We start from the raw sequence: 13,378 nt of genomic DNA on the forward strand, positions 1-13,378 counted from the left end.
CTTCCCGTAGGTCACTTGTGGTCGGCCAGGAAGGCCGGGATCTCCGCGCGGGTCGGGTGGTCGGGCAGTGGTGCCGGGGCGTCCTGGAGGAAGGCGGTGATGACGGCGGCCGCCCGCTCGTCGTTGCCGTCGAGCCCGTTCCACAGGTGGTGCCCGACCCCCGGCATGTACTGGGTGCGCCGGATCGCCGGGTCCGCGTCGAGGACGGCGGTCTCCCACTGGCGGACCTGGGAGGAGCATTCGGCGATCATCAGCATCGCGGGCACCTGGGAGAGCTTCAACTGCGGTGCGAGGGAGGGCGATTCCTTGACGGTCTCCTCGACGCGCAGGCTGGCGGCCGGGTTGAAGGCGAAGTTCTCGGCGCTGTTCTCGACAGGGATGCGGTGCGCGTCACCCGCGCAGTAGGCGGAGGCGGTGTCGCTGCCCAGGTCGGCGGCGGTGAACGCGTTCTCGCCCTCCGCCTGCCCGACCAGCCCGCTCCCCGGGCTGAGCAGCCCGAGCCGCATCAGCCCGAAGGCGACGGCGTAGCGCGGGGTGGTCGTCGAGCGCGGCCCGCTCATCGCGGGGGCGAGGTCGCGCGCGGACGGCTGCCCCTTCTGTCCGGTGATCCGCGCGGTGGGCCCGTCCATCGGCCCGGGTTCGGCGATGACGGCCCGGTGCACCCGCGCGGCGACGGCCGGGTCGGCGAGGGCGTTCGTGAGCACGACGCCGCCGGAGGAGAAGCCCAGGACGTCGGCCCGGCCCACGCGTTCGAGGACGGCGCCGAGGTCGCGGACGGACCGGGTGATCGAGTACTGGTCCATCGGCAGCAGGTCGCTGCGCCCGCCGCCGGCCTGCTCGTAGGTGTAGACGTCGTAGCCCTGCGCCGCGAGGCGTTGCAGGAAGCGGTGGTCCATCAGCGAGATCCCGCGCACGGGGCCGCCGTTGAGGTAGACGAACGGTACGGCGTGCGCGGCGGTGCCCGGTGAGGGCGGGTAGTGGTAGACCGCGACGCGGCTGCCGGTCGGCAGGTTCCAGTGCTCGGTGGCGACGAACGGCAGGTCCGGCGGGTACTGCCGGGCAGTGGGCGAGACCGGGACGCAGACGGTCGCGGCGAGGGCGCCTGCGGCGAGCACCGGCAGGAACGGTACGAGCCGGGCGGCCCGGCTGCGGCGACGGCTGCGCCGGAGCGCGACGGCGGCCCCGGCGGCGACGGTCGGCAGCAGGGCGGCGAGCCCCGAACCCGCCCCGTCCGTCAGGACGATGAGGCCGAGGAAGAGCGCGGTCAGCCCGGCGAAGGCGGCCAGGGCGAGGAGTAAGGCGCGAACGATGGACACAGCGAACCCTCAGAGTTTCCAAACGCTGTTTCAAAACGACGTTATCAGAACCACTAGGCTCGCTCGCATGGGTAGGCCGAGAACCAACGACGACACCGTCAAAGAGCGGCTCGTGGAGTGCGCGACCGAGTGGCTCGCCACGCGGCCGCGCGAGACGCTCACCATCCGCGCCGTCGCCACGGCCGCCGGGGCGTCCACGGCGGCCGTGTACTCCCTGTTCGGCAGCAAGGACGGGCTGATCGCGGCCGTCCGGGAGGAGGCCGTCGCCGGGCTGTACGGGGCCGTGACGGCGGTGGCGGCGGGCGGGGACGTGCTCGCCGACCTGCGGGCGCTCGCGGCGGCGTACCGGGGGTGGGGGGTCCAACACCCGCAGCTGTACACGGTGTTGTTCGGCGGGGTGCAGTCCTTCGAGCCCTCGGGGCCGGTCGGCGGACGCGACCCCGTCCGCCCGCTGGTCGAGGCGATCGGACGGGGGGTCGACGAGTCCGTGTTGGACGGCGAGCCGACGGCGATCGCCCTCTCCCTCTGGGTGGGCCTGCACGGCCTCGTGACCCTCGAACTCGCCGGGGCGTTCGACGCACCCACGGCCGAGGCGGCGTTCCGCTCGACGGTCAACGCCATCCTGCGGGGCTGGGCGACCCCCGAGGCGGCCGGCGGCGGATCTACTTGACGCTCAGGTGGAAGTCGCACGGATTGGCTTCGGTGCCCGGCGCGGTGACGTGGACGGTGAACCCACCCGTGGCGGCTCCGGCGGTCACGGTCAGCGGGGAGGCGGGTGCGACGCCGTCGGCATTAGTGACGGCGTCATGGGTCGTGGCGCCACCGGTGAAGGTGGAACCGGTGCGGTCGGGGTCGTGAATCGCGAAGCGGACGAGGGCGTTCGGCACCGGATGGCCCTTGACGTCCCTGGCGAGAACGGTGAGCCCCTGGCCGAAGGTGGCGTTCCTGTCCGCCTCGAAGTGGTCCCCGACGGTCGAGCTGAGCTGGTGCACCGCAGCGTGGGAAACGGTGACCACGGCGATCGCCAGACTGTGGAGGTCTCCGGCGGCGACGGCGACGACCTTCTTGCCGGCCGCCTCCTTGTTGATCCCGGACACCTGCCCGAAGCCGTCGTTCCCGGCGGCGAGAAGCTCACCCCGGTCGGTCACCGCCAGGCTGTGGGCGGTTCCGCCGGCGACGGCGAGGACCCTCTTGCCCTTGGCGGCCTCCTTGATCCCCGACACCTGCCCGTTCCCGTCGCCCCCGGCGGCGAGAAGCTCGCCCTGATCGGTCACCGCGAGACTGTGGAAGCCGCCGGCCGAAACGGCGACGACCTTCTTGCCCTTCGCCGCCTCCTTGATCCCTGACACCTGCCCGTCCTTGTCGAGCCCTGCTGCGAGAAGCTCGCCCTGGTCGGTCACCGCGAGACTGTGACCGAAGGTGGCCGCGATGGCGACGACCCTCTTGCCCTTCGCTGCCTTCTTGATCCCCGACACCCTCCCGTACTCGTCGTTCCCGACGGCGAGGAGTTCGCCCTGATCGGTCACCGCAAGGCTGTGGTAGTCGCCCGGGGCGACGGCGACGACCTTCTTGCCCTTGGTCTCCTTCTTGAGCCCCGAAACCTGCCCGACGCCATCGCTTCCGGCGCCGAAGATCTGCCCTTGGTCGGTCAACGCCAGAATGACGGTTTCGCTGGCGGCGAGGGCCACAACCCGCTTGCCGTCCACGTCCTTCCTGATCCCGGCCACCTGCCCGGTGTTGTCGCGCCCGGCGTCCAGGATCTGCCCTTGGTCGGTCAGCGCAAGACTGTTGGCCTCGCCGCCGGCAACGGCGACGACCGTCCTGCCCTTGGCAGCCTCCTTGATCCCCGACACCTGCCTGCGCCTGTCGTCCCCGCCGGCGAGGAGAACTCCCGTGAGGTGAGAACTGGTTGAGGTCACGCCTTGTGATCCCTTCGTCTTCCCGGTGAACCGAGGCGCCACCTTCTGACGACCAATCAGTTCGTTGACGACTGACATCGTGACGGTTCCGCACCGCCCGGGTCGCGCGACGCGCCGGATGGGCCCGGACAGGCGTTCGCCGAGGCGCGAGGATTTTCAACTTGGTGCATGGAAACGACCGTTGGGCGGCTATCGTGTGGGGGCATGACGTGGTGGCAGGCGGCCCTGTGGGGGCTGGCCGGTGGTGGAGCGGCCTCGCTGTGGACCTTGACCACCGAGATCGTGCGGGCGGGGTATTCGTGGCCGTGGCCCAGGGGCGACGTGTGGCCGTACGCGGTCGTGCGGACGGCCGGGCTGCTGCTCGGCGCGGTGGTGGCCATGGCCGCTCACAGCCAGATCAGTGGCCCCTGGCCGGCGTTCATCTTCGGGATCGCGGCGCCCGTCACGATCAGGGGAGCGCTCTCGGGCGTCGAGGTCGGGCCACGGCGTCTTCCCGGGCGCACTCCCGTGGAGCAGGCGGAGGAGGCCCTGCCGATGCCCCCTCAGCTCAAGAAGAGGGAGGTCCGTGAGGATGTCCTCTGACACGCCCTTCCTCAACCGCCTCGCAGCCGCAGCCCGCCCCACCAGCCCATGGCTCCGTATCCGGGCGTCCACCTGGTGGTCCCGCGTGCTCCTGGCCGGGGGCGCGCGAAGGCAGCACATGGCGGACGCGGATCTGCGATATACGGGCCTGCGCATGGTCCGGCTCGCCAACGCTGACCTGACCGGCGCTGACCTGACTGGGGCGAACCTGGCTGGCGCCTACCTGACCCGCGCAAACCTGACGGGCGCGAACCTGACGGGCGCGAACCTGACCAGAGCGATCCTCACCCACACAACTCTGGAATCCGTAAATCTGAGCCGCGCAGTGCTCCTCGAGGCACACCTTCGGGGCGCGAACTTGCGCTCCGCCGCGCTGCCGCACGCGATCCTGGTCGGAGCGAGGCTACGCGAAGCGAACATGGCCCATGCCGACCTGAGCGCTTCCTCACTCCATGGCGCCGACCTGACCGGCGCCGACCTGACTCGCGCCGTCCTGACCAACACGAGCCTGGGTGGGGCGAGACTGACAAACGTCGTTCTACGCAGTGCGAGGCTTCTCGGCACCAACCTGGTGAACGTCGACCTGACCGGCGCGGACCTGAACAGCGCGAGCCTGATCGAAGCAGACCTGACGGGTGCGGACCTGAGTGGCGCGGACCTGCGCGACGCGATTCTGACCGACGCGAACCTCGTCGCGGTGACCTGGTCGGAGCGGACGCAGTGGCCCAGCAGCTTGGTCCGGGCGATGCGCAACCGCTCAGTGCCGATCGGCGGCGGGCAGTACCAGGTCCAGGGCTCCGGGAGCAGCGGGGCGGACCTGTCCGTTCCGCCGGTTCCGGTGGGGTGAGTCCTCCCGGCGGTCGGGCCGGGAGGACTCAGCACGGTCAGGGGGCGACGCCGTCGAGGAGGAGGGTGGTCTCGTCGACGTGGCGGAAGCGACCGTCGGCGGCGAACTCGGCGAAGAGGTAGACCTCCATGCGGAAGGACGAGCCGTCCTTGTTGGTGACGGTCATGGTGTGGCGGTCGGCGTAGCGGTCGCCGTCGACCAGTTCGTCATGGACCTCGATCGAGCCGGAGGCCACGGTCGCACGGATGTTGGCGACGTGGGCGAGGAAGGCGGCGTGGTCGAGGGGGTGGCCGTCGGTGCGCTGGGTGTAGTCCGGGGTGATGTGACGCTCGGCGGCTTCGTGGAGGTCGAGGTCGTGGGAGAAGACGAGGTCGTTGACGGCGGCGCGGATGTTCGTCCGGGCCATGGGCTACACCGTCGCGGTGGCGGCGTAGGTGAGGAAGGACTGCCAGGCGGCCGGGTCGAAGGTGAGGTGCGGGCCGGAGGGGTCCTCGGAGTCGCGGACGAGGACGGCTGCGGTGGTCTCGGCGACCTCGACGCATTCGCCGCCTTCGTTGCCGCTGTAACTACTCTTCCGCCAGGCGATCTCGACGCATTCGCCGCCCTCGTTGCTGCTGTAACTGCTCTTGTACCAGAGGAGTTTCATGCTCCGTGACGGTACGCCAACGGCCCGCCGCCGGGAAGGCGGTGGGCCGTTGAGGGGAGGTCCGGGATCAGACCTCGGTGTTGGCGGCGAACTTCACGAACGCCTCCCATGCGGCCGGCTCGAACGCCAGCTGGGGACCGCTCTTGTCCTTGGAGTCACGGACGTGGACGATGCCGGGCGCATCCGCAACCTCGACGCACTGGCCGCCCTCGTTGGTGCTGTAGCTGCTCTTGATCCACGACAGCTTCGCGTTCATTGTTCTCCCAGCATCTTCTCGACCATGGACACGGATTCCTGCGGCGTACGAGCCTGTGCCCTGAGGGCGTTGTAGCGTACGTTCATAATACGGACTTCCTCCTGATCCGTGATCAGTCGGCTGCTCTGCTGAGCCTCGATGTATCCGTTCTGTGGCCGCCCCTTCGGCGTGATCAGCGTGAACGGACCACCCATTCCGGGATGCTCGGTTCGACTGAGGGGCATGATCTGGATAGACATCCCCCTCATCCGCCCCACATCCAGAAGCCGTTGAAGCTGTTCCCTGTGGACTTCCCAACCCCCCAGGGGCCGCAACAGAACACTCTCGTCGATGACCCAACTGAAGATCGCGCGTGGCCAGTTCGTCAGGATCTCCTGGCGAGCCAGCCTAGAGGCTACTCGCTGGTCGATGACATCCTCGGCCAGCAATGGCTGCCTCATCCCGTACACAGCACGCGCGTGCGCCTCGGTCTGAAGAAGTCCCGGAACCGCGAAGAGGCTGTACTCGTGGATCTCGACAGCCACAGGCTCCAGGGTGACGTAGCCCCTGAACCAGGCTGGGTAGCGCATTCGCGCCTTCTTGCGCGCATTTATCACGTCGTCCTTGGTGACGGCCAGCATGCCACCAGCATTGAAGAGCTTGTCCGTCGCCACCAGCAGTTCCGGCTGCGGCGTACGGGTACCACGCTCGACCGAGCCGATCAGCTGTTCTCCGTAGCCAACGTGCTCGCCGTACTCCTTCTGCGTCATCCCGGCCTGCTCCCGAAGGAGCTTGATCTGCTTGCCGATCGCCCGGAAGAAGTCCGAAACCTCCCCGAGGTCCTCCGGCGGTTCCGGCCGGATTTCATCATCGGAGTCGTTGTTGCGCTGCGCCATCGGGACCACCCCACTCAGCTGCATGAACAAAAGCTGTCCGCACCTACACAGGCACTCTCTGTACAGCCCGGGTGCATGGTCAGCGTATGTCCGTACCGGCACGCTTTGAGCCATGACGACGGAAATCCCCCTCCACAACCCCCGCAGTCACACCAGCCTCCTCCCCGCCACCCCCAAGGGCGCAGCCGTGGGCCGCCGCATCGCGAGACGTCAACTCACGCTCTGGGAACTCCACTCCGCTCACACGGAGTCCTTCCACTCCGCCCTCCTGATCGTCGCGGAGCTCGCCGCCAACGCGATCACGCACGGTCGCATTGCGGGGCGCGGGTTCGAACTTCACCTCTCCCTCACCACCCCCGTGCGCCGGGGCGTCACCACCCTCCGCATCGAGATCAGCGACCCCCGGGGCGAGCGCCTCCCCGTCCTCCCCACCACCCACCGCCCCGGTTCCCAGTCCGGGCGCGGCCTCACCCTCATCGACGCCCTCGCCGACCGCTGGGGCACCATCCCCCGCTTCCCCAACTCCAAGACCGTCTGGGCCGAACTCGACCTCGACCCCGTCACCCCCGATGCCCCCTGAACCCCGCCATAGTCACACCAGCGCGACCCTCTGCACCCTCCTCCCCCTCACCCTCCTCCTCGCGCTGCTCGCCTGGGTCCTCCCCCACACCCACCACCACGCCCCCAAGCCCCCACCTCCACCCCCAACCGCCACCGCAACTCCCTGACCACACAAGAGGAGTGGGAAGTCGGCCCCACCGACTTCCCACTCCTCACACACGTTCACACAAACCGGCCTCGTACGAGCGGTATACGGCCGCGCCGCAGACTACGAACCGAGACAGGCGTTGATCGCCCCGCTCGCCCCGGCGGGATTGGCAACGTCGCCGGGGACGGTTCCCACGAGACAAGCAATCGTCGCGGATGGATCGATGATGGCGCTCGCCGGTGACGCCGTCGCTCCGACGAATGCGGCGACTCCCAGCATGATGACAGCAATGCGACGCACGGGTGACACCTTTCGATAGACATAGTGTGTACACGCAGATTCCCCGTGCGATCCGCCTTCATGCAGCATGTCCCCCGTTCTGGCGTACGACTCCTCAGTGCGCTGAGCATCGAGCGGCAGTCCTCCTCAGCCGGACGCTCCACCACCGCGCAGCGCCGCTCCGGTCCGGTACAGCTCCACCAGCAGCGGGCGCAGTGCCTCGCCCCGCGCCGTCAGCCCGTACGAGGTCCGCACGGGGAAGCCGACCAGCCGCTCCCGTACCACCAACTCCCGCTCCTCCAGCGCCCGCAGGCGCTCGGCCAGCACCTTCGGGCTGAGGGTCGGCAGGCGGTCGCGCAGTTCGCCGTACGAGGCCGGGCCGTGCATCAACTCCCGCATCACCAGCGTGGTCCAGCGGCCGGCGATCGCGGCGAGCGCCACCTCCACGGGGCAGTCCGCCTCCGGGCGCGCGGTCCGGCCGCGCGCGTCCGGCACCAACTCCTCGTCCCAGGGCCGGAGCCGCCCGGACCCGTCGCTTTCCGTTTGGTGACCCACGCGGGACCCAACTTCACTACTCACATGACTCGCCACCCCGCCAGCCTCTCCCTGGCCACCGACCCCGCACAACACCCGGCCGTCTTCGCCGCCGCCTTCAACAGCGGGGACCCGGACGCCCTCGCCCGGGTCTACGAGCCCGGCGCCGTCTTCGTCCCCGCGCCCGGCCGCAGCACCACCGGGGACGAACTCACCCGCGCCAGCGCGGAGTTCCAGTCCCTCGGGCTGCCGATCACCGCCCGGCCCCGGCACGCGTACGTCGCGGACGACCTGGCGCTCCTCGTCGTCGACTGGACGATCGAGGGCACCACCCCCGACGGCACCAAGATCCACCTCACCGGCACCGCCACCGACGTCGCCCGGCGCGGGGAGGACGGGCGGTGGCGCTACGTGATCGACAACCCCTTCGGCACGGCCTGATACCGGTTCGGCAGGTACTCGACGACCAGCACCCTGTCCGTCCGGAACGCGTCGAGGTCCTCGCCGAACACCGCTTCGCCCTCGCGGACCTGGACGAACCTGAACGTCGCACAGGTGTCGTTGGCCGCGATGAGGAACCGCACCGGAGCCGGGGGGTCGAGTTCGGCGAAGAGCCCCCGCATCCCCATCGCGAGGGCGAACCCCTGGCGGAGGAGGACGCGTTGGGCGTCCTCCGAGACCTGGGGGACGCACTCGACGATCAGCCGGTCCACGGGGACGTAGTCCTCCAGGTGGAAGGAGTTGTGGGAGCTCTCCCACACGCTGAGGTTCTGGTAGTTCCCGGGAGCGTCCAGAGCACCGTTCGCCCCGCTCCCCCAACTGATCACCTCGCCCTGGCGGGTGATCCCCCTCGCCAGCAACTCGCGCAGCCCGTCGGACAGTCCCTCGGGCGGCATCAGCCCGGCCCCGTCGGCGAGCCCGAGCATCTCGACCGCGGCGTCGTTCATCGACAGCGTCAGCATGCGGCCCATACTCCCAACCGACCGCCGAACGCACCTCCGAGTTTCTCCCGCACCAATGACGTGCGCAGGAAGTCGGCCTGGCCGACTTCCTGCGCACACGGGGACGAACCTCAGTGGTCGCAGGTCGCGCCGTTGCCGTCGTCGTGGTTGGCGCCCGTGGAGAACTCGTGCGTGCCCGAGGTCAGGATCGTGCTGCACCCGTTGTACTCGGTGAACGAGAGCGCCGCGCGGAACGCCATCGGGTAGGCGTAGGTGCTCCCCTGGTCGTACTCCGGGACGTCGATCGACACGATGCCCGAGGTGACGAACTGGTAGCCCACGACGGGGCCGAAGGTGAGCCGGCCGGTGGAGTTGTGGCGCTCGTCGGCCAGGTAGATCGTGCCGCCGGCGATGAGCCCGCCGTTGCCGTTGAGATGGATCTCCGCGTAGACCTGGCGGCAGGACGGGATGTAGCCCATGTAGAGGACGCCGAGGCTGGTGTCCCCGATGGGCAGGCCGCCCCAGAGCTTCCGGTCCCAGATGTTCACCGGCGTGCCGAGCAGCAGGCGCCCACCGTCGTCGGCGGCGCACGAGTGCGCCTGTGCGCTCGCGCTCGTGGCCGGAGCGCCGATGGCGACGGCGATCGAGGAGACGGCGACGCCGAGGGCGGCGAGGGTGGTGCGCACGGTGCGACGGCGTCTGACGGGCTTTCCGGACGTTCCCATGTGATTGCTCCCTGTACCAGGACGGTTGGCCGCCGCGTGCCCCGCGGCCCGAGCATGGTCACGCCGGGGGTTCACCGGCCACCAGCTATTCGGTCCAGGGCCTCATGGTTGAACGTTTCTCCTGCGCCGGACGGCACTCGGGCGCCATCATCTGCTGTGCTCGAAATCAGCTTCGGGATGGCCGACCTGGCGCGGGTGCGCTTCGGCGTCTCCCCCATGGACCACCTGCTCAGCGGGGTCGCCGGCCCGGCGTACCACTGCGTGCGCGACTCGATCGGCCACGAGCGGTGGTGGCGCCAGGTCATGGCCCGCGCGCCGCAGCGGGCCGCGCCCCTGATCGAGCTGGTCAACGCGAGCCCCCTCGGCCCGCCCGACTTCCTGGCCCCCGCCGCCTCCGTCCCCGGGACCGGCCTCGGCGACGAACTCGACGCCCTCCTCGCCGTCGACGACGGCGACTTCCACCGGGCCATGGAGTTCTACGGCGACGGGCCCCGACTCCCGCGCCCCATCGCCGAACTGCGCGACGACCGGGACCGACGCCTCCGGCTGCTCACCGACGCCGCCTGGGCGCTGTACCGCGCCTGCCTCGCCCCCGACTGGCGCGACATCCGGCGTGCCCTGCGGGCGGACGTCGCCCACCGCGCGCACGCCCTCGCCGAGTCGGGCACCGGCGCGATGCTCGCCGGGCTCCACCCGCGCCTGGCCTGGAGCGACGAGGGCCGCCTCCGCTGGGGGAGCCCGGAGTGGAACCTCACCCACCAACTGGACGGCAGCGGGCTGGAGTTGCGCCCCAACCTGTTCCTCCACGCCCCGACCGCGGCGCTCGCCGAGGGCCGCACGGCCGTCCTGCTGTACCCGAGCCGACAGCGGCCGGCCCGCCGCGCCGACGGGCTGGCCGGACTGATCGGCCCCGCCAGGGCCCGCGCGCTGCTGGCGATCGCTGAAGGCCCGTGCGGCACGGCGGAGTTGGCCGCGCGCATCGACGTCTCCCCGCCGACCGCCTCGGCCCACGCCACCGCCCTGCGCAACGCGGGCGCCGTCACCACCGAGCGCCTGGGCCGACAGGTCCGGCACAGCCTCACACCGCTGGGGCGCGACCTGCTGCGCGGCTAGGAGCGTGGGTCAGTAACCGGCAACCCGCCTTCGATTCGTGCGGGAGTGGACCACCGACGACACAGGTACTGAGTGCAATCGCGGCGTGCCGAGCGTAGCCTCGTCCGCATGTGTCTGATGGTGTGGATTGGAACCGAACAGCCCGTACCGCCAATCCTCTGCACTGCCGATCCCCACCTCGTGACCTGCTATTGCGAGGTCCGCGAGATTGCCACCGACGCGCCCGCTCGAGCGCGCTTCACTTCACCACATGTGACCTACGTTGGCTCACATGAGGGCTGTGGTTGCGGATTCAACAGCTCCCAGCTCGAGTGGGAGGGATTCGCCGACGTGGCCGATGCGATGGCGCTCATCGACGCGATGCGAGACGAGGAGCGCGAGGAGCTCCTCGCGCAGAAACACTCACGGGAATGCCTGGCGGCGCTGGTGTCCGCGGCCCTTCCGCACGGGAAGGTCGACATATACATGTGCTGGGCCGGAGATGAGGACGAACCGCCCGACCGCGTGGAGAGCATCGAGACGCGATGGCTGACGGAGCGCTTGACTCCGCTCCAAGAGCGAGTGAAGTACACGGTGCTCGGCTGAGTAGGAGGCGCCAAGAGTGTGGGCCGGCAACCGGCAACCCGCCTTCGATTCGTGATCATTCGTACGGAATGATGGCTGTATGCGTGGTGGGGATGGGCTGTTCGAGGTCGAGCCGGTCGAGAACAAGCAGCCGCAGGGCCGTGCGGCGGCGGCGGCGGACAAGCGGTTCCGGGCATTCGACCCGCACCAGGCCCTGCTGCTGCCGCCGTCACTGGACGACCGGCTGCCCGAGGGGCACCTGGCCGGGTTCGTCGCCGACCTGGTCGACGACGTGCTGGATCCGGGACCGGTCCTGGCCGACTACACCGAGAAGCGCGGCTTCCCGCCCTACGATCCGCGCCTGATGGTGCGCCTGCTGATCTGCGGCTACACCACCGGCGTCCACTCCTCGCGGGCCATCGAGCGCAAGTGCGTCGATGACATCGCGTTCCGGTTCCTGGCCGCCGACCAGGCCCCGGACTTCCGCTCGATCTCCCGCTTCCGGCGCCGCCGCCAGGGGCGTGCCGGCACCAGTGACGAGAGCGCGGTCACCGAGGCCGGGCACAAGGCCGCCGCGAAGGCCCGGCCCAAACCGAAGGCGCAGGCCAACTTCACCGACCCCGACTCCCGCATCATGAAGAACGGCGCCGGCGCCTACATCCAGGCATACAACGCGCAGGCCGTCGTCGACGAGGCCCACCAGGTCATCACCGCCGCCGACTTGACGACCAACGCCTCGGACACGCTGGACTACACCACGATGCTCGACCAGTCCCACGCGAACACCGGCATCCACCCGGGGCAGGCACTCCTTGACGCCGGGTACTGCTCCGAGACGAACCTTGAGGCCGCCAAGGATCGCCAACTCGCCTGCGGCACCGAAACGTTCATGGCTACCGGCCGCCTCGGCCACGACGAGCAGGTCCCGCCCGCACCGCGCGGACGGATTCCGGCGAACGCCACGCTGAAGGAACGCATGGCCCGCAAGCTGCGGACCAAACCCGGCAAAGCCGCCTACATCCGCCGCAAGGCCATCATCGAACCCGTCTTCGGCCAGATCATGACCTGTCAGAACGGCCGCCGGCTGATGCTCCGCGGCGAGGACGGCGCCCGGGCGGAGTGGCGACTACTGGCTGCCTGCCACAACCTCCGCAAGATCTTCCGACACGTCGGAACCGCCGGTCTCACCGCGGCGATCGGCTGACCGGGCGGGGCCAGCCCCGCCCCATCAGGCCACTTCCCGGGCCGACAGGACCCGAACCTCCCGCCCAGCAGACACACGCCGGGCGCCCACAACCGATCTCGCCGACCACGACCGCCCAGCCCCTTGCCCGTTACTGACCCACGCTCCTAGGTTCCGTCCAGGACCGGCCGGAACTCGTCGTCGAGGTCGCCTTCGACGGCCTCCGGCGCGGCCCCCGCCGCCCCGCCGGGCCCACCCTGCGGTTCGCCCGGGTGGGTGCGCCACGGGCCGGGCAGGAGCGCCGCCGAGGCCTGCACGGCGCCCCCCGTACGGGAGTTGGCCACCGCCGAAGCCCTGCGAGGCCGTCCGCGCGGCCGCGTCCGGCACCCCGTCCGGCGAAGGGCCGCCGATGGAAACGCATTACGCCGCACCGGGGTTCACGCAAAGAGACCGAATCAGCCAATCTCGATCCGGCCACCGTACCCCTCCGTAGGCGGACCAGCGGCGGCTAGGTTGACCGGGACATCGAGAGGCGGCCGCCGGGCAGCCGGTGCCGCCCTGGCGAAAGGTGCCCGACATGCAGGTGAGCGTCGACCGGGACCGCTGCTGCAGTTCCGGTATGTGCGTGACGAACGCCCCCGAGGTCTTCGACCAGGACGAGCGGGACAGTCTGGTGATGCTCCGTCAGACCGTCCTCCTGCCCGAGCAGTTCGACGTCGTCAGGCTCGCCGCCGAGCTCTGCCCGGGCCTGGCGATCACCGTCACCGGGGACGAGCCCGCGCGGACCGGGGCCTGACGGACCCCGCCACCGGCCCCGCAGGCCGCTGGGTACCTTCCTGGGCCTCCCTGCGCCCCCACGAGGACACCCGCGACATGAGGAGACCCCCGC

General features: G+C 70.1%; 19 protein-coding genes. 9 read left to right on the plus strand and 10 right to left on the minus strand.

What is annotated here, in order from left to right; all coding sequences use genetic code 11:
• Positions 1-11 precede the first annotated feature (11 nt).
• A complete protein-coding gene (locus ACIRRS_RS03615; protein WP_402964396.1) occupies positions 12-1,316 on the minus strand; it encodes an alpha/beta hydrolase in 1,305 nt (434 codons plus the stop codon).
• Between the two features lie 67 nt (positions 1,317-1,383).
• Here ACIRRS_RS03615 and ACIRRS_RS03620 point away from each other — a divergent pair, with 67 nt between their 5' ends.
• Complete coding sequence (locus ACIRRS_RS03620; protein ID WP_402964399.1) at positions 1,384-1,986, plus strand: TetR/AcrR family transcriptional regulator; 603 nt, start codon at positions 1,384-1,386, stop codon at positions 1,984-1,986.
• On the opposite strand, the gene ACIRRS_RS03625 is transcribed toward ACIRRS_RS03620, so the two are convergent.
• On the minus strand, positions 1,979-3,313 hold the full coding sequence (locus tag ACIRRS_RS03625) for an RCC1 domain-containing protein (protein WP_402964402.1): 1,335 nt from the start codon (positions 3,311-3,313) through the stop codon (positions 1,979-1,981). The two genes, ACIRRS_RS03620 and ACIRRS_RS03625, sit on opposite strands and share 8 nt — an antisense overlap.
• A 126-nt stretch (positions 3,314-3,439) precedes the next feature.
• Here ACIRRS_RS03625 and ACIRRS_RS03630 point away from each other — a divergent pair, with 126 nt between their 5' ends.
• Positions 3,440-3,817 carry a hypothetical protein gene (locus ACIRRS_RS03630; protein ID WP_402964405.1) on the plus strand — a complete coding sequence of 126 codons (378 nt, stop codon included), beginning with the start codon at positions 3,440-3,442 and terminating at the stop codon, positions 3,815-3,817.
• A gap of 118 nt (positions 3,818-3,935) precedes the next feature.
• Complete coding sequence (locus ACIRRS_RS03635) at positions 3,936-4,664, plus strand: pentapeptide repeat-containing protein (RefSeq protein ID WP_402964408.1); 729 nt, start codon at positions 3,936-3,938, stop codon at positions 4,662-4,664.
• A 37-nt stretch (positions 4,665-4,701) separates the two neighbouring features.
• Here the strand turns inward: ACIRRS_RS03635 and ACIRRS_RS03640 are convergent, their stop codons facing one another.
• The 4 genes from ACIRRS_RS03640 to ACIRRS_RS03655 all read right to left on the minus strand — a co-directional run bounded on the left by ACIRRS_RS03640 (position 4,702) and on the right by ACIRRS_RS03655 (position 6,441).
• The gene (locus ACIRRS_RS03640) at positions 4,702-5,070 is read right to left on the minus strand and encodes a nuclear transport factor 2 family protein (RefSeq protein WP_402964411.1); all 369 of its coding nucleotides are present in this window, start codon (positions 5,068-5,070) and stop codon (positions 4,702-4,704) included.
• A gap of 3 nt (positions 5,071-5,073) precedes the next feature.
• Positions 5,074-5,310 carry a DUF397 domain-containing protein gene (locus ACIRRS_RS03645; protein WP_402964414.1) on the minus strand — a complete coding sequence of 79 codons (237 nt, stop codon included), beginning with the start codon at positions 5,308-5,310 and terminating at the stop codon, positions 5,074-5,076.
• Between the two features lie 67 nt (positions 5,311-5,377).
• Complete coding sequence (locus ACIRRS_RS03650; RefSeq protein ID WP_402964417.1) at positions 5,378-5,566, minus strand: DUF397 domain-containing protein; 189 nt, start codon at positions 5,564-5,566, stop codon at positions 5,378-5,380.
• Complete coding sequence (locus ACIRRS_RS03655; protein ID WP_402964420.1) at positions 5,563-6,441, minus strand: Scr1 family TA system antitoxin-like transcriptional regulator; 879 nt, start codon at positions 6,439-6,441, stop codon at positions 5,563-5,565. Before ACIRRS_RS03655 ends, ACIRRS_RS03650 begins: the two co-directional genes overlap by 4 nt.
• 112 nt (positions 6,442-6,553) lie before the next feature.
• Here ACIRRS_RS03655 and ACIRRS_RS03660 point away from each other — a divergent pair, with 112 nt between their 5' ends.
• On the plus strand, positions 6,554-7,021 hold the full coding sequence (locus ACIRRS_RS03660) for an ATP-binding protein (RefSeq protein ID WP_402964423.1): 468 nt from the start codon (positions 6,554-6,556) through the stop codon (positions 7,019-7,021).
• A 555-nt stretch (positions 7,022-7,576) separates the two neighbouring features.
• Here the strand turns inward: ACIRRS_RS03660 and ACIRRS_RS03665 are convergent.
• Positions 7,577-7,924, minus strand: coding sequence for a winged helix-turn-helix transcriptional regulator (locus ACIRRS_RS03665; protein WP_402964426.1), 348 nt, complete (start codon positions 7,922-7,924; stop codon positions 7,577-7,579).
• Positions 7,925-8,008: 84 nt separating this feature from the next.
• On the opposite strand from ACIRRS_RS03665, the gene ACIRRS_RS03670 reads away from it, so the two are divergent.
• Positions 8,009-8,404, plus strand: a complete 396-nt coding sequence (locus tag ACIRRS_RS03670) for a YybH family protein (protein WP_402964429.1) — start codon at positions 8,009-8,011, stop codon at positions 8,402-8,404.
• On the opposite strand, the gene ACIRRS_RS03675 is transcribed toward ACIRRS_RS03670, so the two are convergent.
• Both ACIRRS_RS03675 and ACIRRS_RS03680 read right to left on the minus strand, forming a co-directional pair.
• Positions 8,371-8,925, minus strand: a complete 555-nt coding sequence (locus ACIRRS_RS03675) for a hypothetical protein (RefSeq protein ID WP_402964432.1) — start codon at positions 8,923-8,925, stop codon at positions 8,371-8,373. The two genes, ACIRRS_RS03670 and ACIRRS_RS03675, sit on opposite strands and share 34 nt — an antisense overlap.
• Before the next feature lie 110 nt (positions 8,926-9,035).
• Complete coding sequence (locus ACIRRS_RS03680) at positions 9,036-9,629, minus strand: hypothetical protein (RefSeq protein WP_402964435.1); 594 nt, start codon at positions 9,627-9,629, stop codon at positions 9,036-9,038.
• A gap of 156 nt (positions 9,630-9,785) precedes the next feature.
• Between ACIRRS_RS03680 and ACIRRS_RS03685 the strand changes: the two genes are divergently transcribed.
• The 3 genes from ACIRRS_RS03685 to ACIRRS_RS03695 all read left to right on the plus strand — a co-directional run bounded on the left by ACIRRS_RS03685 (position 9,786) and on the right by ACIRRS_RS03695 (position 12,510).
• Positions 9,786-10,742 carry an ArsR family transcriptional regulator gene (locus tag ACIRRS_RS03685; protein WP_402964438.1) on the plus strand — a complete coding sequence of 319 codons (957 nt, stop codon included), beginning with the start codon at positions 9,786-9,788 and terminating at the stop codon, positions 10,740-10,742.
• Positions 10,743-10,850: 108 nt separating this feature from the next.
• Positions 10,851-11,327 (plus strand): hypothetical protein, encoded by a 477-nt coding sequence (locus ACIRRS_RS03690; RefSeq protein ID WP_402964441.1) that lies wholly within the window; start codon positions 10,851-10,853, stop codon positions 11,325-11,327.
• A 97-nt stretch (positions 11,328-11,424) separates the two neighbouring features.
• Positions 11,425-12,510: a transposase gene (locus ACIRRS_RS03695; RefSeq protein ID WP_402964677.1), complete on the plus strand. Its 1,086-nt coding sequence runs from the start codon at positions 11,425-11,427 to the stop codon at positions 12,508-12,510.
• A 146-nt stretch (positions 12,511-12,656) separates the two neighbouring features.
• Here ACIRRS_RS03695 and ACIRRS_RS03700 read toward each other — a convergent pair whose 3' ends face one another.
• Complete coding sequence (locus ACIRRS_RS03700; protein WP_402964444.1) at positions 12,657-12,833, minus strand: hypothetical protein; 177 nt, start codon at positions 12,831-12,833, stop codon at positions 12,657-12,659.
• A gap of 233 nt (positions 12,834-13,066) precedes the next feature.
• Between ACIRRS_RS03700 and ACIRRS_RS03705 the strand changes: the two genes are divergently transcribed.
• Positions 13,067-13,285 (plus strand): ferredoxin, encoded by a 219-nt coding sequence (locus ACIRRS_RS03705; RefSeq protein ID WP_402964447.1) that lies wholly within the window; start codon positions 13,067-13,069, stop codon positions 13,283-13,285.
• Positions 13,286-13,378 lie beyond the last annotated feature (93 nt).

The organism is Kitasatospora sp. NPDC101183, assembly GCF_044767945.1.
Lineage (GTDB): Bacteria > Actinomycetota > Actinomycetes > Streptomycetales > Streptomycetaceae > Kitasatospora.